General features: G+C 67.6%; 11 protein-coding genes and 2 pseudogenes. 4 read left to right on the forward strand and 9 right to left on the reverse strand.

From position 1 onward, the window contains the following. Positions 1-678: 678 nt before the first annotated feature. The 8 genes and pseudogenes from ACIBNA_RS17425 to ACIBNA_RS17460 all read right to left on the reverse strand — a co-directional run bounded on the left by ACIBNA_RS17425 (position 679) and on the right by ACIBNA_RS17460 (position 14,302). On the reverse strand, positions 679-1,143 hold the full coding sequence (locus ACIBNA_RS17425; RefSeq protein ID WP_399166068.1) for a barstar family protein: 465 nt from the start codon (positions 1,141-1,143) through the stop codon (positions 679-681). A gap of 279 nt (positions 1,144-1,422) precedes the next feature. After that, the gene (locus tag ACIBNA_RS17430; protein WP_399166069.1) at positions 1,423-1,773 is read right to left on the reverse strand and encodes a hypothetical protein; all 351 of its coding nucleotides are present in this window, start codon (positions 1,771-1,773) and stop codon (positions 1,423-1,425) included. 8 nt (positions 1,774-1,781) lie between these two features. Further along, positions 1,782-6,542: pseudogene (locus ACIBNA_RS17435) on the reverse strand (putative T7SS-secreted protein). A gap of 2 nt (positions 6,543-6,544) precedes the next feature. Then, positions 6,545-7,201 carry a hypothetical protein gene (locus ACIBNA_RS17440; RefSeq protein ID WP_399166070.1) on the reverse strand — a complete coding sequence of 219 codons (657 nt, stop codon included), beginning with the start codon at positions 7,199-7,201 and terminating at the stop codon, positions 6,545-6,547. Then, positions 7,191-7,613, reverse strand: coding sequence for a hypothetical protein (locus ACIBNA_RS17445; protein ID WP_399166071.1), 423 nt, complete (start codon positions 7,611-7,613; stop codon positions 7,191-7,193). The genes ACIBNA_RS17440 and ACIBNA_RS17445 overlap by 11 nt, the downstream gene beginning before the upstream one ends. Positions 7,614-7,801: 188 nt before the next feature. Further along, positions 7,802-8,194 (reverse strand): hypothetical protein, encoded by a 393-nt coding sequence (locus ACIBNA_RS17450; RefSeq protein WP_399166072.1) that lies wholly within the window; start codon positions 8,192-8,194, stop codon positions 7,802-7,804. 705 nt (positions 8,195-8,899) lie between these two features. Next, a pseudogene (locus tag ACIBNA_RS17455) lies at positions 8,900-9,903 on the reverse strand (polyprenyl synthetase family protein). After that, on the reverse strand, positions 9,827-14,302 hold the full coding sequence (locus tag ACIBNA_RS17460; protein WP_399166073.1) for a DUF6531 domain-containing protein: 4,476 nt from the start codon (positions 14,300-14,302) through the stop codon (positions 9,827-9,829). The pseudogene ACIBNA_RS17455 and the gene ACIBNA_RS17460 overlap by 77 nt, the downstream one beginning before the upstream one ends. A 132-nt stretch (positions 14,303-14,434) precedes the next feature. On the opposite strand from ACIBNA_RS17460, the gene ACIBNA_RS17465 reads away from it, so the two are divergent. Further along, positions 14,435-15,604: a DUF6183 family protein gene (locus ACIBNA_RS17465; RefSeq protein WP_399166200.1), complete on the forward strand. Its 1,170-nt coding sequence runs from the start codon at positions 14,435-14,437 to the stop codon at positions 15,602-15,604. A gap of 38 nt (positions 15,605-15,642) precedes the next feature. Here ACIBNA_RS17465 and ACIBNA_RS17470 read toward each other — a convergent pair whose 3' ends face one another. Continuing rightward, positions 15,643-15,855 (reverse strand): hypothetical protein, encoded by a 213-nt coding sequence (locus ACIBNA_RS17470; protein WP_399166074.1) that lies wholly within the window; start codon positions 15,853-15,855, stop codon positions 15,643-15,645. A gap of 91 nt (positions 15,856-15,946) precedes the next feature. Here ACIBNA_RS17470 and ACIBNA_RS17475 point away from each other — a divergent pair, with 91 nt between their 5' ends. The 3 genes from ACIBNA_RS17475 to ACIBNA_RS17485 all read left to right on the forward strand — a co-directional run bounded on the left by ACIBNA_RS17475 (position 15,947) and on the right by ACIBNA_RS17485 (position 17,352). After that, positions 15,947-16,093, forward strand: a complete 147-nt coding sequence (locus ACIBNA_RS17475; RefSeq protein ID WP_399166075.1) for a hypothetical protein — start codon at positions 15,947-15,949, stop codon at positions 16,091-16,093. 675 nt (positions 16,094-16,768) lie between these two features. Continuing rightward, complete coding sequence (locus tag ACIBNA_RS17480; RefSeq protein ID WP_037672007.1) at positions 16,769-16,963, forward strand: ribbon-helix-helix protein, CopG family; 195 nt, start codon at positions 16,769-16,771, stop codon at positions 16,961-16,963. Continuing rightward, entirely contained in the window at positions 16,960-17,352 is a 393-nt protein-coding gene (locus ACIBNA_RS17485; protein ID WP_399166076.1) for a type II toxin-antitoxin system death-on-curing family toxin, read from the forward strand. The genes ACIBNA_RS17480 and ACIBNA_RS17485 overlap by 4 nt, the downstream gene beginning before the upstream one ends. Positions 17,353-18,395 lie beyond the last annotated feature (1,043 nt).

Here is an 18,395-nt window from a genome sequence, read left to right on the forward strand (position 1 = left end):
GAGGCGACATTCGGGCCCTGGGCCTGCACAGCCTTCGTCCACGGCACGAAAACGGTCCGCCGACGGAGCTGGCGGACCGTCATGAAAGGTCGAGGCTAGCGGACTTCGCCGACGAGGATTCGCAGGCAGATCGCTCGGCTGCATGGGTTCTGTCGTATGCGGATCAACCGTCCGGTGTGGTGGAAGACGGCTCATGGAGGCGCAACGGTTTTCGCCCCCATGCTCCCGGGCTGTCACCAGCGCGCCTATTCTGCTGTCCCACCAAGGCATCACCATCCGAGTCCGACGCGTTCAGGTCCTAGCCTGTGGCTCAAGCGCTGTGTCGTAAGCCGCCTGCCGGTGGCCAGGACGAAGCTCGTCTTCGCCCCGGGCGGATAGCCGGTGCACCGCGCCTGCCAGTCGACCACGGACCGCTCGGCGACTCGTTCGGCGGCTCCGACCGGCCTCATCCGGGCACCGAAAGACATCGGCCGCGCCGAACTCCGCAAGAGGATGCGTTGCGGAAGCGCGACGCGAAGATGAAGCCGCGCGCCGCTAAGGTGCAGCCCGCCGACCGCCACAAGCCGCCGACAGCGCCACGCCGCGCCAATCGGCCGGTCGCCCCACCGCAGTCGTACCACGGGGAGGAGACAGGTTGGAAAACGCTCACCGTCTGAAACGAAAGGCGTGAAGAAGACATCAATAGGTCTTGATTTCGCGGAGCACCTCCTCCTGGACGTCGGGCGGGCACAGCAGTACGGTCTGAAAAATGATCTTCTCCTGGCCCGGAAGCTCGGGCTTTCCCGCCCAGAACTTAACGGCGTCGTTCAGGGAACGGAAGAGAATTTCGCGTTCTTCGGCGCTCTCGGAAAGCACGGCGTCGGCGTCATCGATGGTAACGAGGAAATGCTTGGCGCTGATCCAGTGTAGATCGGTCAGACAGTCCCGCAGTGCGTTCCAGTTCCAGCCGAAGTAGTCCGGGAGGCGCAGTGCCTCGTAGAACTGAGTGAACACCCCGTCGGAGTCGCGCATTTGCTGTCCTTGCATCCGGGCCGAGTAGATCAGTCCGGTGAGAGGCAGGGCGCGTGCAACGAAGTGCGAGGAGTCGCTCGAGACGACACAGACTTCTTCCTCGTTCCCTTCCCACCAGGTGGTGTTGCTCATCGGCCGGTCTCCATCACGATGTACGTCTGATAACGGGTCGGAGTGAGTACGCCGACTCTGTCCGACCCGGTCACGACCCTCTCACCGCCCCATGAGTCGCAGTGGAGGCTGGATTCGACCCAGATCGTGCTGCGGGTGTGTTAGGACGAACCGATCTGAAACGCGCCGCTCACCAGTCGCTTTGCCTGCTGTGGCGTTAGTTGACGTGTTCCTGTGAAGCAGCACGTGGAATATGTGGCAATCCTTGAGCCTGCCGGAAGAGCCTCTGACGCCTGCCTACTATTGGAACAGGAGGCGGTCGCGTACCGAAAGGTGGGGTGTCACCTGAATTTCCATGGTCCCCGTGCACTCGCCCGTGTGGAAATCGATGGAAATTTGCTTTGTGGATTGACTTGAGGTGAAGGAAAGGCGAGTTGCAGATTCACGGAAGAAATCCAGCATCTCGATTCCCTGCTCGTTCATCCAGCGGATCCTCACCGACCTCGCCAATGCATCGTAGGAAAAAATGAGAGATTGCCCCGAATTGTCCTGCACAGTGAGAATCCGTGCGCCGCTCTCGTCCGAATCCGGCCATTCTCCGATGGCCTCGTAGATCTCTTCGTCGTCGGGGATGAGGAACTCTCGGTACACGTCCGCCTTCACTTTCCACTGTACGGCGGCCAGTGGTCCAGGCTGCCGTGAATGCTTACATTCGGGCCACTGCCGCGGAAGATGACTGTGGAGAGTCTATGCCCGCCGTCCGGCAGGATCTGCCAGGTGCTCTCGACACCAAGTGCTCCGTGCGGGCCGTAGAGGACCGATTCGGTCACGCCGAATTCACCGCTTCCGCCGGGCCACTCCTTGTTGAATGTACGCCCGAACGGCTGTTGGGAGCTGTGTGCCAGATGATCGGTGACGTATTGCCGCATCTCTGGCGTGTCCGGTATGCCGATCCGGTGGAGTTGCAGTTCGTTCTGGAGCGCCCTCGGTGAGTTGTGCGAGTCTGGCTTGATGTCCTTGTTGAAAAGGTAGTCGAGCTTTCGGGGATCGATCTCCGCGTTTCCCGCCCGATCTTGATAGGGAGAAAGGCCCAGTGGGTCCGACCAGGTGTGTGGATTGTGGACGTAGGCAGCAGGGTTGGGCGCGGGAGCGAGTCCGAGCGGATCCGGGGTGAGATAGCGGGCCGTGGCGGGGTCGTAGTGCCGGAAGAGGTTGTAGTGGAATCCGGTTTCGGGGTCGTGATACTGGCCGGGAAAGCGGAGGGGGGTGTAGGCGGTGCTGCTCCGGTTCCAGGCGGTGGTGCCCCAGAGGGTGGACCGGGTGCGCCAGGCGATGTCCCCGTTCTCGGCGACCAGTTCGGTCGGAGTGCCGACGAGGTCCGTGGCGATGGCGAAGAAGCGGCGGTCGATCTCCCGCTGACCCGCGTCGCGGGAGAGGATGCGTTCGGTCTGGGTGAGGGGAATCGAGCCGCGATGGTCCCAGGTGAGTGCGACGATGTCCGGCACGTCATGGGATGCGGTCGTCTGTTCGCACAGGACCATGCCGTCCCAGGTGAAACGGGTTTCCTCCAGGACGGACTCACTGTCGTCCGCGAGAAGCTGCTTGGCGATGCGGCGGCCGAGTGGGTCGTAACGGTACTTCCAGAGGGCGCCGTCCGGCGTGACGACCGAGGTGAGGCGGCTCTCGGAGTCCCATGAGTAACGCCAGGTCTGCGGCTTGCGGGACAGACGGGTCCGCTGTTTGAGGACTACGCGCCCGAGACGGTCGTGCTCGAAGCGGCTGTCGCCGGCACGGGTGATCGTCGTGCCAGTGTACGTGCGAGGGCCGGTTGCCTCGTGGCCCGGATGGGTTGAGGGCCAGGAGGCTTCGGTCTGATTGCCGACGACGTCGTAGGCGTAGCGTTCGGTCCACCCGTGGGCGTTGACGGTGGTGACACGGCCGACGTTATCGAGTTCGAACGACCGCGTGCCGGACAACTGATCGGTCACGGAGGTGAGGTGACCGTCGGCACGGTAGGTGTACGTGCGGCTGTTCAGGGTCTGTCCACCGGCCGTGAAGTGCTGGGCGGAAAGCCTTCCGGCTTTATCCCGGACGGATGACAGAGTCAATGTGTCGCCGTAGGAACGGGACACTTCACGGTCTGCGGCGTCATGGGTGAAGCCGACCTGATGGCCGCTCACGGCCATCAGGTCGAGGCGGCCTGCCACGTCATAGGTATACGTGGTGACATGGCCGGTCGGGGTCACCCGTCGAGTCCGGCGACCGAGTGCGTCGTACATGTAGGTGACGGCGCGGCCGTCGACGAGTTCGGTCTTGAGTAGGCCGCGTCGGTCGTACTGGCGGATCAGGTCGCAGTTCGGGCCGGATGCCTGCAAGAGGCGTCCCGACGCGTCGTACGCGTAGGTGGTGGTCCTGCCTCCGGCGTCCTTCCTGATCATGCGGCCGAGCTGGTCGTGCTCCAGGGAAAGGACACTGCCGAGGGCGTCGGTCCGGGAAACCAATTGCCCTGCGGCATCGAGACGGTAGGTGAGGGTTCTGCGGTCGAAGTCGGTTTCCGATACAAGGCGGCTCGCCGGGTCGTACTCATAGCTCCAGGTGAGGCCCTGGGGGTTGGTTACCCGGGTCAGGCGCAGGTCGGTGTCGTGCTCGAATTCGTAGCGGGATCCGTCCGGTTGGATGCGGGCAGAGAGGAGATCGAAGTGGGTGTACTCGAAATGGGTCACTCCTCCGGCCGGGTCGGTGTGGGTGAGGCAGTTGCCTTCGCCGTCGTAAGTCCATGACTCGGTGGCGCCGTCCGGGGCGGTTCGGCCAACGAGATTGCCGTCTACGTCCCAGACGAAGCGAGTGACTCCGCCGACCGGGTCGGTGATGTGTATCACTCTGCCTAGGGCGTCGCGTTCCAGTCGGGTGGCTCCGCCGGCCGGGTCGGTGACCTCCGCCGGCAGGCCCGCCGCGTCGCAGACCCTCCGTGTCGTAGCGCCGAGGGCGTCGGTGACGGAGATCAGGCGGCCGTGCTGGTCGTACCCGTAGCGCGTTGTGTGTCCGGCCGACTCGGTGACCGAGGTGCGGTTGCCGCGCTCGTCGTATGCGTAGGTCGTGCGGTGTCCGTCCGGACCGATCACCTACACCGGCAGGCCGAACGGGCCGCGCACCGTGCGCAGCACGCTCCCGTCGGGCCGAGTGGCGGACACCACTTGGCCCTCTTCGTCGTAGGTGTAGACGGTGCTGCGGCCCAATGGGTCGGTGCGGGTCAGGAGGTTGCCGCCCGCGTCGTAGGTGAACCGGGTGGTGTGGCCGAGGGGGTCGGTGGTGGCGATCACCCGGCAGCGGTGGTCGACGAGGTGGCGGGTGGTGTGTCCGCCGGCGGTGGTGAGTGTGGTGGTGCGGTGGCCGGTTTCTGGGTCGGGTTCGGTGTAGGCCAGGGTGATCTGGACGTGGCCTGCTTCGCCGCCTTCGGCGATGACGCGGTCGCGGTCGTCGTAGAGGTAGTCGTAGCGGCTGTTGTTGGAGTCGATCCAGGCGATGACGCGGCGGCGGTCGTCGTAGACGAAGGTGGTGGTGGCACCGGAGGGTTTGGTGACGGTGGTGAGGTTGCCGTCCTGATAGCCGTAGTGCATCAGGGGCAGGTCCGCGCCGCCCTCGCCCGCGCCGGCCAGGGACAGGGCGGTGACCAGGCCGTCGGCGAGGGACAGCTTCACCTGGTGGCCCGCCGAGTGGACCAGGGTCAGCGGCAGGCCGTCCTCGCCGCGGTCGACGGTGATGGTGTGGCCGTTGCGTTCGGTGATGCCCGACAGCCAGGCGACGCCGTCGTCCCCCGGTTCGCTGCCGGGCGGGGCGGTGAAGTGGAAGATCAGGCCGCTGTCCGGGTCGGTGACGGTGTAGTCGCCGACGGCGTCGCGGGCCAGCATGGTGCGGGCGGTGCCGGACTCGGGACGAGTGGGGGCGCCGGGGACCGGGTGCGGGTACGGGATCAGGAGGCCGTCGGCGGTGACGTGGATGACGCCGACCGCGTCGACCTCCAGTCGTTCGTCGACGGTGGACGTCCAGGAGGGGCCGAGGAAGCGGCCGGCTGTGCAGCCGGACTCGGTGCGGCGGGTGAAGACCAGGGGCAGGATGCCGGGGATCCCCAGATCGGTCTGGGGCAGGAACATCCGGCCCGAGGCGAGGTCGACGGGGTCGGTGCCGTCGGTGGTGCGCTCGCCGTCGGGGCGGTTGTGGGTGCCGTCGGGGGCGTCGTCGACCAGTTTGCGCGCCCGTGCGGCGTCGGCGGCCTCCTCGGCGATGCGGATGCCCTTCACCGCGGCGCCGCCGCCACCGGTGGCGGCGGTCAGCGCGAGGTCGGGAATCAGCCTGCCGAAGCCCTCGGCCGGGTCCTTCATGAAGTCGCTGACCATCTGCTTGCCGGTGCCGACCGGGTCGTTGGCGGCGACGATCAGTCCGGCGGCGAGGCTGTTGAGGGAGGTGGCGTACTCGGCCGGATGCGTGATGTTGTACGGGTCAACGGGGTTGACGCTGCGGACGAAGTTGAGGATGCCCGCCGTGCCCTTGATGATCCCGCCGCCGACATGGTCGCCCATGATCTGGAACTCCTGGAACCCGCTCCCCAGTTGCTCGGCGTAGGACGGCTTCTGCGGGGCCATGTCGCGTGCGGCGCGGACCGCCGTGCGCGCGGTCTCCGCGGCCGAGTTCCGCTGCTTGCGGGCCTCGGCGAGGATGTCCTGCGCCTCCTGCATCAGCTTCTTGCCGGGGTCCTCGAACGTCGCCGCGGGCCTGGGCGGCAGCGAGGCCGGGTCGCGCTTGTCGGCGGGCTGGGCGTTGTAGCGATCGACCGCGCTGTTGAAGTCGTCGACCTTCTTACGGTGGGCCTCTGCGGCGTCCTCGGACGCCTTGACGCCCTCCTTCCACTTGTCGATCGCCGTCTGCGCCTGTCCCTGCGCCCAGGTGATCGTGCCGGCGAACGCGTCGAGCGCGCCGAGCGCCTTCGCACAGGCGTCGGCGGCGGCGTACCACTTGGGCGGCTGGGTGCTCACCGCGGTGCGCAGCGCTTCGGCCGTCTCGCCCTTGAGCCGGGAGGAGTCCAGGCCCTTGAGACCGTCACCGGCGTCGTCGAAGGCCGTCTGGAAGGCCCGGAGTTTGTCGGCGGTGGCGTTGATCTTGCTTGCGCTGCCGTAGATCAGCTTGGTCTTGTCCTCGGTCTGCCCGAGGTCCATCTCGTCGACCTCGGCGCCCATGCGGTTGGCGACCGAACGGGACTGCTCGCGCACCCAGTCCGCGCCGGACTCCCAGCCGACGTCCTGCAGCCGGTCGGCGGTCCAGCTGCCGGCGTCCTCGACCCGGTTGCCAGCCCATTCGACACCGTCCTCGACCGCGTTCTCGACCGAGTCGGGCGTGACGTCACTGATGAAGTCGCCTATACCCACCGTCAGTTCCCCCCGGACTCACCCTGCTGCTGCGCCTGCTGGGCGCGTTCCTCAGGCGACGGGCCGAAGGTGTTGTCCAGCGCCTGGTTCCACTGGTCCTCGGAGACCCCCGACGCGTCGATGATCGCCTGCGACCGCCGGCCGCCCTCGCCCTCGGTGAGAACCGTGCGGCCGGTGTCCTTCCACGTCTGCTCGATGTCCTCACCCGCCTTGTCGAACGACTCCGCGCTCCAGTCCGGGTTCAGGTAGTCCGGCGTGACGATGTCACCCCAGCCCTGCCGGGCGATCTCCTCCTCGGTGGCGTGCGGGTTGCCGCCCATCACGGAACTGACACCCACCTTCAGCGTGCCCTCGACGTACTGGTCGTGTTCCCACTGGGTGCCCGCTGCCAGTCCGAGGCGGTTCGCGATCGCGCTGGCGTCGCCCACCAGGGCCCGCACACCCCACTCCCAGCGCTCGCAGAAGTCCTCGAAGTCGACCGAGAGGCCGTGGTGCCCGGCCTCCATCCCGGTCATCGCCAGCTCCGAAAAGCCCTTGCCCAGCACCGAACCGGTGGCGCCGCCCAGATCACCGAGCCCGTCGATGGTCGCGCCCACGCCCTGCGTGAACTTCGCGACAGACGCCTTGTCGAACTGCAGATCGGCCCCGTCAACGCCCATGGCCGCGCCCCTCCTCCGCCTCGCCGGTGTCGACGGCGATGCCGTCCGCAACGATGCCGACGACCGGTGGGAAGAACATCGACCCGTCCTCGGTGGCGATGTCGACGGCCAGGCCGGCGGGCTCGTCCAAAGTCGGCACGACCTCGTCGACGATGCGCGCGCCCAACAGCGCCGCGTAGTCCATGGGCTGATCACCGGATCCGTGTAGCAGAGCGAACCGGGCCAGTGCGGCCTCGTCGGTGAACCCGCAGATCCACCGCACCCCGCCCGAACGCGCCGACCAGAGGCCCCCAGCGGCCGTGGGCACCAGCAGGACCGAGCGCCGCATCTCACCGACCAGCGCACGAGGGTCACCGACTCCCCTTCTCTGCTCGTCGATTCGCTCAGCGAGCGCTGTCCTGGTCTGCTGCACGGCCTCTCCCCGTCCTAGGTGACTGATGGCACCGTAGATCAAGACGCGCGCGAACATGTCGGCGGTTCTGCTGAGGGCTCATCATGGGCCTGCATCTCGCCCTCAGTTCGACACCGCCGAGGAGGCAGGGCCAGCCCTCGCGGTGCAGACTCGCGCCAGGAGCCGCGTGTGCAGCTCCGGCATGTCCGTCACGCGGCTGCCCGGGTGCGGGAGGCGAGCTGGGGGAAAGCGTCTTCCCACACGGCGCGCACGGTGCGGCCGACGAGGGTGCGCAGCACCGGCCACAGCGGGAGGAGCAGGTCCTGGTTGAGGTAGCAGGGCAGGTCGTCACGCAGACCCTCGTGCAGGACGGTGCGGTACAGGCCCATACGCTGGCGCGGCTTGCCCAGGTCGTATGAGGTCATCCCGGACCAGGCCATGTGCAGCGGCAGATCGACGACACCCTGGGTCGGCCCGCGCAGCTCGTCCAGCGACTCCGGCAGACGGCGGCGGAACTTCTCCCGGTACAGCGCGAGGTCCTCGGGCGCCGCGCCCGAGACGTACCTCGGGGTCGGACCGGGGTGCTGTGGGCTGGAGGGCATGACTCCATTATGGCGGCCGGAGACGTTGCGAGGTTCATGATGTGCGAGCTGGTGTCCGGAGCGTGCGGGGGCGGATCCCCGGGTGAGCTGGTTGCCGCAGTCTGCTCAGCCCTGAGCAGGACGGACTCTCGGCCTTGACGCTCTGGGCGTCTGCACGACGGACGATGAGCGGGGAAAGTGCCTCTGACCAGTACCTTTCCGGGATCCGTCCAGGCCGACATCTTTCCGATGACCTCGCACGTGGAGTGCGTGGCGATTCTTGAGCCCGCGGCAAAGGGCATCTGACCTGCTGGTTTATCGATTCCCCAGGTTGCGGGCGGGTCGTGCCGACATGTTTCCGTAGGTCCACCGGGTAGAGCATGCTGCAGGTTCCCTGCCTCGTGTCTCACCTGCGGTTTCGCAGGGGGGCGTGGGTCGGGAACGCTCTGCCTCAACTCCGTAAAGGACGGGGTCGGGAAATGTCTTGACGCTCGTTCGACGCTGTTCCTGACGGAGCGTGAGGTGGTCGTCCTGGATCAGATGGCGCGGGTCAGTCGACTTGGCCCCCGACCCACCTCTTCCCGTCGCTCCGCGCGGCCGAGATCCTGGGGCCTCACCCCGCACGCCCCCGCCGCCCGGCCCGGCCGCGCCCGGCGCCGCGGCTGCTGGGCAAGCCCCGGTGAGACCCTGCCGCTGGCGCTTGCTTTCCCACTGCCGAAGCCAACTTCAATGCCCGGCAGTCACGCAGCCGGCATTTCCCCTTGTCATCACGGGTTTTTGGGCTCGCGCCGATTCGCAGGCGCAGGTCAGCAGCGCGCCGGTCTCGTCGGCCGCGACCGCTGCGGCCCGGTCCTCGCTGACGTCAGCGCCCGACTTCATGAGCGTTTCGAGGTACTCGCCCTCTATCGGCGCCTGCACGGCGGCCAGCAGCACCGGCACCGTCCGGCCCGCGTCAGGTGCCTTGGCGAGGGTCTGGACGGCGGCGAAGAACAGGGCGTCGCCTGCGAGGATCGCCGCCGGTACGCCCTTTGCTGCCCAGAGCGCGGGCCGACTGCGGCGCAGCGGATCCTGTCGATGACGTCATCGTGGAGCGGGCTGGCGTTGTGGACCAGTTCCACCGCAGCGGCCGCCGCTCGCGCGGCGTGCGAGTCCGCACCCACCGCCCGGCAGGTCAACAGCGCAAGGGCCGGGCGGACGCACTTGCTGACGGCTGGCGCGTCCAGGACTGTGCCGTCGTCGATCTCACCAGCCGAAATGCAGCCCCGCGACATGCCGGGTCTGAGGAGGAAGTATGTGAACTCGGGATCGGACCAACGGCCGCACTCGGGCCCCTTCCAGGGATCAGGCCATGTCCACGCCAAAATCTGGGTGCAAGCGACACGAGGGGCAGGGTGTGACGACCAGCGCGCGACGCACACGGCTGGCTCACTCCACTCCCGTGCACGACACCCTGTGCCGCACGCGACCGGCCAATGTCGGCCAGCCAGCTCACCCGTAAGGGCTCGGTTCGGCTGTATGCAGCCCCTACAGAGAGGGAGCTCTGCGGTTGCGGCCCAGTCGAGTTCGACTTCCTTGGGCGTTTCACCGGCCAGGGCGCCGCAGGCGGAGGATGCCGGCGGCTCGGCGAGCGTGTGCGCGCATCGACCGGCCCTCTCAGACCGGATACGCCGTATGAATATGGCCGTCACGGATGACGACTTCCACATCTCTGGTCTCCCGTCCGCTGCCATTGATGCCCACGGGCTCGCCGTGTTCGAAGCGGTGCAGGTGGCTGTCCTGCCCTGCCCTGGCGCGCGGGTTGGGTATGGCAGGGGTTCCGTCGACGCCCTCGCGGAGCCGTCGGCCCAGGACGAAGTCGTCGCCCTCCCAGAAGAAGTCCTCGTAGAACTCGCCGGGCAGTGAGGGTTCCGGCCCGGTGGGGTCGGCGTTCTCCCGCACGCGGTCCTGGGCGCCGGGGCCGTGCTGGCCCTCGATGTGGGCCTCGCGTTCCTCCGTGATGCCGTGCCTGCTGCTTTCGCAGCTGACCAGCCCCCACGGGTCGGTCCAGCGAAGCGGGTCGGGGACGTAGCCGTGGTGGTTCGGTGCAGGGGCGAGGCCCAGCGGGTCGGGGCTGATGTAGCGGGCGTTCTCGGGGTCGTAGTAGCGGCGGAAGTTGTAGTGGAGGCCGGTCTCGAGGTCGTGGTACTGGCCCGGGAAGCGGAGGGGGCAGTCGACCGGCCCCGCGGAGCCGCCTACAGGTGTGCCCCACAGCGTGGTGCGTGCCCGCCAGGCGATCCGGCCCTCTTCGTCGACCAGTTCGGTAGGGGTACCGACCAAGTCGGTGACGATGGCGTAGAAGCGGCGGTCGACCTCGTCCTGGTCGAACTGCAGCAGCGCACGGTTGGTGCCGGGAGCCCATTCCCAGCTTCTGGTGGGACCGTCGGCGGAGCTGCTCTCTTCCACCAGGTGGGAACCGTCCCAGGTGAAGACGGTCTCCTCGACCGGTCGTCCGGCATCGGACAGCAGGCGTTTGGCGACCCGACGACCGAGACCGTCGTAGACGTACGCCCAACGACGCCCGTCAGGGGTCGTGACCTGTGTGAGCCGGTCCTCGGCGTCCCACGCGTAGGTCCATTCCCGCGTTCCCCCGGACAGCAGCTTGCGCGCCTGCCGGACGAGGCGCCCCTGTGCGTCGTGGACGTAGGTGATGTGGCCGGCCCTGCGTATGAGGGTGCCGTCGTGGACCCGTTCTCCCTCGGGGCCTTCCGGCGCGTCCGCCCGGCTGACGTTGCCCGCCGCGTCGTAGGCGTAGCGCTCGGACCACCCGGTGGCGGAGACCGCTTCCACCCGGCCGAGACGATCACGGCTGAACCGGCGGATGCCGTAGGTCTGATCCTCGATGACGGTCAGGCAGCCGTCCTGTCCGTACGAGTACGAGCGGTGCAGCAGTGCCTCGTCCGAGGCATGTGCGTCAGAGGCGGCTCGCCCGAGAACCGTCTGCGCGGTCAGACGGTGGCCGGCATCCCACTCCTGGGACAGCACCGCCGCCTCCCCGAGCCGCCGCTCGGTCTCGTGGCCCGACGCCCCGTACGCGAAGGACAACGCGTGGTCGGCGAGTCGGACCCGGGTGGGACGATTGTTCGCGTCCCACTCCCAGCGGCTGACGGCGCCCGACGGAGTCCGGCGCTTCACCCGCCGGCCGAGCACGTCGTACGTCGTGTGCACAGCGCGGCCGTTGCACTCCTCGACGACGACACGGCCCACCGCGTCGCGTGCGAGCGTGAGCGTGGTGTCGGGGGTGACCGCTGCGACCAGTTGGCCGGCGGAGTCGTAGGTGAAGGCCGCGATCGCTTCGCCGGAGTGCCGCTCCACGACCCGTCCGCACGCGTCGCGCACATAGCTGGTGATCTCGCCCGCACCGTTGGTGCGCCGGATCAGACGGCCCGCGGCATCGTAGGCGTAGGAAACGGCACGGCCGTTGAAGTCCACTTCGCGGACGAGACGGCCCGCCGGGTCGTACGCGTACGACCACACCGCACCCGACGCGCTCGTCACGGACGTGAGCCGCAGCTCGGTGTCGTACGCGAACCACGTCGTCGAGCCGTCCGCCTCCGTCCGGCTGCGGAGCCGGTCGAAGTGGGTGAAGGCGTGGGTCGTGCTCCGGCCGTCGTGGCCGGTGTAGCGGACGATGTTGCCCTCACCGTCGTAGGACCAGCTCTCGGTGCTGCCGTCGGCCATGACCCGCTCGGCGGGGTAGCCCTCCACCGTCCAGGTGGTGCGGGTCGTCGCTCCGGTGGCGTCGACGGTGCCGACGATGCGGCCGAAGGCGTCGCGGGTGACGTGAGACGTACCGCCCAGTGGAGCGGTGACGGAGTCGGGCAGCCCCAGCGGCCCCGGGTGGACACGGTGGGTCGCTCCCAGGGCGTTGGTGACGCCGAGCAGACCACCAGAGGCGTCATAGGCGTAGGTGGTGACGGCACCATCGGCGTCGACGGTCGCTGCCGGGTGGCCCTGCTCGTCGTACGCGTAGCCACGCCTGCCGCCGGTCGGCAGAGTGATCCACAGGGGACGGTCGGAGGCGTCGTACTCGCATGTGGTGACGGTGCCGTCGGGCCGGACGACAGAAACGAGGTTGCCGCGCTCGTCGTAGCCGAAACGGGAGGTGTGGCCCAGAGGATTCGTCCGTGAGAGCAGCCGGTTGTACGCGTCCCACTCGGCATAGGTGGTGTTGCCGAGCGGGTCGGTCTGGGCGACGACCTGCTTGCGCTCGTTGTACCGGTAGGTCGTGGTGTGGCCCAGCGAGTCGGTGTAGCGCGTCTCACGTCCTGCCGGGTCGTAGGCGATGGAGCAGGACAGGAAACCGTCGGCGCCTTCGCCTCGTATGCACCGGTCCTGGTCGTCGTAGGTGAAGCGGTACCAGGTGCCGTTGCGGTCGGTCCAGGAAGTGATGCGGCCCTGGACGTCGTAGGTGAACCTGAGCGGAAGGCCGCTGGAGTTGTAGATCTCGTCGAGGTGCCCGTCAGGGCTGTAGCCGTAGCGCAGCAGCGTCGTGCCGCCGGGCCCGGCCTCCTCGTTGCGCAGCCGCAGCCGGACGATCCGGTCGCCCTCGGTGTCGATGTGCAGGTGGCGGCCGCCGGAGTCGCGGACGGCGGTGGGGGCGCCGGAGTCGTCCCGGTCGATGTCGATGCGCCGTCCGTCGCGGTCGGTCACCGCGGCCAGGGGAAGGGTGAAAGCCTCGTGCGCGGCGACAGGTTCGGCGAGCGGGGCGAAGTGGCGAATGCGTCCCGTGGCCGGGTCGGTGATGCGGATGGGGGTGTCGGGCGCGCCGTCCCAGTCCAGCGGCCAGCGCGGGCCCTCCGCCGGCATGACCGAGATGCCGGGTGCGGGCACGGGATACACGAGGATCATGCCGTCGTCAGCGGCGAAGACGACGCCTTCCCCGTCCAGTTCGAGACGCTCGTCGAGCGTCGAGGCCCAGGACGGACCGAACCACTGGCCCCAGTTGTACGTCGAGAGATGCGTACGCCGCAGCACGAGCGGAAGGAGCCCGGGAAGCTGCACGTCGGTCGCCTCCACGAGCATCTCGCCGGAGACCATGTCGACGGGATCGCCGTTCTTGCACCGCCCCTTGGCCGGCTTGCTCTTGCCGACGGCGTCGTCGGCCCCCTTGCGCAGACCTCTTCCGAGTCCCTTGGCCATCGCCTTGAGGCCGCCCTTGCCAAGGGCTTTCATCCCCGCGGCGAGCTTGCCGAGTGTGGTGAGTCCCTTGACGCCCGGTATGCAGTCCAGTGCCGCGAATCCCACGTCCCACAGGGATGCTTGGCCTTGGGAGTATTTGTTGAGTGTGTCGGCGAGGACGACGAGGGCTGCTACGACGACGATTGCGGCCAGGATCGGCCCGCCGATGATCATCGCGATGACGCCGACCACCGCGACGACGACCTTGCAGACCGCGACGATGGTGTCCCAGTTGTCGGTGAACCAGTCGCCGATGTCCTCCCACCACGACCGGTTCTGGATGCCGGCGTCGGACGCCTCGTCGATCTTGTTCTTGGCCTCGCGGGCGGCGTCCTCGCGCATCCTGCGCGCGTCCTCGGCCATCTTCTTCGCCGCGTCCAGCGCACTCTGGGCGTTGTCGACGGCCGACTGCGCGTTCGTCTGCGCCGCCTTGGCGTGCTGGACGTCCCGCGTGGCCGCCCGCACCTTCGCTTCGTCCGGCTTGTCCGCGTCCGACTTGCTGCCGGTCGGGTCGTCCTCGTACTTGTCGGCCTCCTTCGAGGCCCGGGTCACCCAGGAATCGGCCGAAGAGAGCTTCGACTGCGCCGAGGACAGGTCCTCACGGGCCTCCCGCGCCTTCACCAGCGCCTTGTCCGCCAGAGCCTGGGCGCGCTCCAGCTTCGGCCAGAAGTCCGCAAGTGCGTCGCCGCACATCCCGTACGACTTCTCCAGCTTCTTCAAGTTCTTCGGGACGCCCGAGAACTCCTCCTTGAAGACCGTGGCCGACTTGCCCGCCCACTCCGCGAGCGTGCTCTCACCCGCCATGCCCTTGACCAGACGCAGCGCGTCGGAGACATCGTCGGCGAAGTCGTGCAGGATCTTGGCCAGCTTGCGCACCCGCTCCGGATCACCGGGGGTCGGATCCTTGTCCAAGTCCAGGACATGCCAATCCGTCGGCCGGTGTCCCACGTTCTTCCCCCGTCACATTGCTCCACCAAGGCACGTATGCCTCAGCAAAGTTACTTGATCTCCTGCTCGTAGACTCGGAGCGTGAGCCACAACCAAGTGACGCCCGGTGACGACCCTTCCGATCGACCTCCTTGGGAGCGGTCCGGATCAGAGTCGCAGCATCTGGCCGAGCACAGGCCGGAGGAACTGTACGCAGCGGCGGAGCAGTTGTGTCGGCGAGCGTCCGCCGAGGAGCCCGGCGGCGCCTCTGCGGCGCGGGCCGCCGGGCGGATCGCCGAGACCCTCGCCGACACGCGCTCGCGGGACTGCGCGACGTCTGCCGTGGACATCGTGGGCCGGCTGCTGCCCCTCGAGGCCATGGATCGGGTGGAAGCCGATCGGTTGCTGCGCTCGGTGGCGGCGAAGCTGGTCAAGGCTCAGCAGCTGCGGGACCTTGAGCCTGTGTTCGGCGAGTTGCCGGACGGAATTCGGAGTCCGGCGGTGGAGCTTCGGGCCTGCCTCCTCGGCGAGTTGGCGCTGATCGGCTCAGGGGCCGGTCGGCGCACCCTGGACGCGTACGCCGAAAGGCTGCGTGAGCTGGGACACCCGCTGGCTCGGCTGCCCGGGACGCGACTGGACATCGAGCATCGCTTCACGGTTCGTGTCCGGGGCCTGGGGCCGATCAAGACGCCGAAGCAGCTCCGGTCGCGTTTCCCAGAGGTTCCCTCGACCGACAGCGGTGCCGTCGCGGGCCGCAGGGCAAGTGACACACCTGACGACGGGCGGGCGAAGGCGGCTGCCCGTCCATTCACGGCCGGCGGATGGGCCTGTGAGCCCGAGGCACGGTTCTTCACGTTGCCGAGCCCGCTCAGCACTGACGACTTCGGCATGTCCTTCATCAAGGAACTGCCCCTGCGCTGTCTGGCAGGCGAAGGCAGGCGCCGGGGCAGCTCGCTCGCCTGCGCGACGACACCCGACGAAGTGCTCAACGAACTCTTCTCGGCTTCGTACAGTGGCGGCGTGAACGGCCAGGGACAGGGCGGCGCGTACGCGCGGCTGTATGCCTGGGACAGTCTGTACGCGCTCATGGGGCTTCCCGCAGCCGTACCGTTCCTGGAAGCGGTACGGCAGGCCACAGATCACCGGTGGCTGCGGTTCATGGCGTTCACGGACTGGTTCCACCACGACACGTCGGACGCGGCCTTCGCCGTACTCGATGCCACCCACACTCGGGTCGCGGTGCTGGCGGCGACCGATACCGACGTCGACCGTGATGGTCTCGGGTAGTCACGGTGAAGACATGGCTCTCCGGTTTGACGCCGTAGTCAGGCAAGGGGACCGGTCGGGCGAGGCGTGGTCGGTTTCTCGGCGTCGGCGAGGACGCTGTTCGCCGGAACCTGAAGGGAGCCCGGCAGTTCCTCGACCTTTACGGGCGGCTTGCTGACGGGCACGCCCCACGCCTCGGCCGCCCCGTGCTGCTGCGCCGCCACGAACGCCGCAGCCTGCACGGCTGGGCGCAGTTCGGCGACATGTTCCACACGGAGGGCACGCCGTTTGGTCGGCCTGCGCACCGACCAGGCCGAGGCCCGCGCTTCGCCGAGGCGACCGGTGTGTACGCGGACCCTCTGCTTGCGACCGGATACCGGGCTGGCTCCGGACGACGAGTTCGAGGAGGGCATGTTCGACCTGAAGGGCGCGATGACCGCCCTTGCGGTCCGGGTCGAGGACCAGGGCATGACTCCACCATGGCGGCCGGAGCAGTGGCGCGGGTCATGATGTGCGAGCTGGTGTCCAGAGTGGGCGCAGGCGGGCTCGCGCAGGGGAGCTGGTCGTGGCAGCCTGTTTCACTCCGAAGGGGAGGGATGGGCTGTCGGTCATGACGCTCGTTTGACGCTCTGGGCGCCCGCACGCGCTCCCGCAAGCCGAGAAACAGGGTCTGACCTGGTCTTTTTCGTTACTCGCTCAGGTCGACATCCTTCCGATGACTCATCATGTGGAGTGCGTGGCTATTCTTGAGCCTGCCGAGAAGGGCCTCTGACCTGCTGTTTTGTATTCCAGGTGGTCAGTTCGACTCGTTTTCGCTCGCGGAATGCGTCGACTGAGGTTCGCTCGTGCAGAACGGTCTGAGCTGCAGCTTCAAGGGCTGGCGCGGGTCTCGCGGGCGACGTGGCGATGCGGAATGCAGAATTTCGACGCTCGGATGACGCTCGAATATCGGAAGTCTCAACCTCGCGGATCTCTCCGGCCCCGGGCCGCGCGGCCCGGGGCAAGGACTCCGGTTCGGGGGTCCGACTGCACCTCGCCAGCGGCGGCGCGTGCTGCTTCGTCGCACGCACCTTGGAACCGAGAGCGCGGCCCGACCGGGCCACAAAGGACGGCGCCGTCGTCCGAGGTCTTTTGAGTGGCTGGTATCACCTCGCCACCTAGATACCAGTCCGGTATCATCACTGTATGGCGATGACACTCCGACTCCCCGACGATCTTGACGCGAAGCTCACCGAGCGGGCTCGTCGGGAGGGCCGCAGCAAGCAGGAACTTGCCATTGAGGCCATCCGTGACGCCCAGAATCGGGCCGAGCTGAAGGTCGATGACGTCCTGGCCGAGCTCATGGACAGCGATGCGGAGATTCTGGACTACCTGAAGTGACCGAAGTGCGCTACATCCAGATCGACGAGATCCTGGCCATCGCTCGCGCGGTCAACGATACCGAGCACAGCGTGCGTGACATGGGACTTTTGGTGTCAGCGATCGAACGGCCCCGGACGAACGTGTTCGGAGCCGAGCTGTATCCCACGCTGCACGAGAAGGCGGCGGCACTGCTGCACTCCGTTGCCCGCAATCACGCGCTGATCGACGGCAACAAGCGCACCGCCTGGCTTGCCATGCGTGTCTTCCTGCGGCTCAACGGCGTCAGCGCCAGTACCGTCCCGCCACCTGTCTCCATTGCTGGCCCTTTCGTCGAGGAAGTCGCGCAGGACAACATCGATGTACCGGCCATTGCCAAGCGCCTGTCGGCCTGGTTCCCGGTTTCCTGATGTTCGACGTCGTGAGGTACGGGACGGAATGAGGTTCCGTGAGCGGTGCTGGCTCCTGGCAGTCCGCCGGGCGGACTGATCCCGTTCTTGTGGGACCCGTTCGTTAAGCGGGTTGATTCGTATGCTTTCGCGAGACGGGGCAGCGGGTCCGCTCGGCGCAGAAATGGCGTCCCGAGAGCGCCTTCCCGTTTGGGCGGCAGGCAAGGTCCACATCGGCTACGACGGTCTCTTCCCAACCAACACCCGCCCCTATTTTCCCAGCGGTCACGGAACGCGCTGTCCGTGCCCCTCGCGCGCACTGAGCCGGTCCCTTCGCCTCCAACAAGCTGTGCCTGCGGTGATCCACCGTCCGAGTCCACAGCTTGGAGGGGGACAAGATGCCGGAGGAGAGTCCTCGCCTTCATCCTGAGTATCCCTTGCCAGAGGCCCGGGTGCGTCCGGACTACGCGGTGGAGACATCGGGGCGCATCACCGGCTTCCTGGAACTGAAGGCGCCTGGGCACGACGTCACGCCCGACGGCTTCACGAAGCGGGACCGGGAGCAGTGGGAGCTGATGCGCCGGCTGCCCAACGTGCTGTACAGCAATGGTCACATCTGGTGCCTGTACCGAGGCGGTTCGCGGCCCCTCCGCACGGTTCGGCTCGAAGGTGATCTGTACCGGTCCGGCAGTCGGTTGCGTACCAGCGAAGCCGACGGGGCGGCGTTTCGGGCTCTGCTGCGGGAATTTCTCGGGTGGCAGCCCCGACCCCTCACCACTATTGGCCAGTTGGTGTCGTCTATCGCTCCGCTGTGCCAGTACCTGCGAGAGGAGGTGCTGGAGCAGCTCGCCCTCGAACGCAGAACGCCAGATGGTCCTCGCAGCCGGCGGCGGTCCCCCAAGCCTTTCACCGCCTTGGCGCACCACTGGAGCAAGGTGCTCTTCCCCTCAACGCCTGCTGGGACGTCTGGAGGCATCGATGCTCCTGCCGACCGACTCCTACTACGACGCGGTCGACTTCCTTCAGGCCGTGCAGGACACCGGCGCCCGATTCGTGATGCGCTC

Source organism: Streptomyces sp. NPDC050164, from assembly GCF_044459945.1.
Classification (GTDB): domain Bacteria; phylum Actinomycetota; class Actinomycetes; order Streptomycetales; family Streptomycetaceae; genus Streptomyces; species Streptomyces coeruleorubidus_A.

Coding starts and splice junctions, on each gene's coding strand:
- ACIBNA_RS17425 (WP_399166068.1), bottom strand. CDS start 1,143: ATGAGCAACACCACCTGGTGGGAAGGGAACGAGGAAGAAGTCTGTGTC.
- ACIBNA_RS17440 (WP_399166070.1), bottom strand. CDS start 7,201: ATGGGCGTTGACGGGGCCGATCTGCAGTTCGACAAGGCGTCTGTCGCG.
- ACIBNA_RS17450 (WP_399166072.1), bottom strand. CDS start 8,194: ATGCCCTCCAGCCCACAGCACCCCGGTCCGACCCCGAGGTACGTCTCG.
- ACIBNA_RS17480 (WP_037672007.1), top strand. CDS start 16,769: ATGGCGATGACACTCCGACTCCCCGACGATCTTGACGCGAAGCTCACC.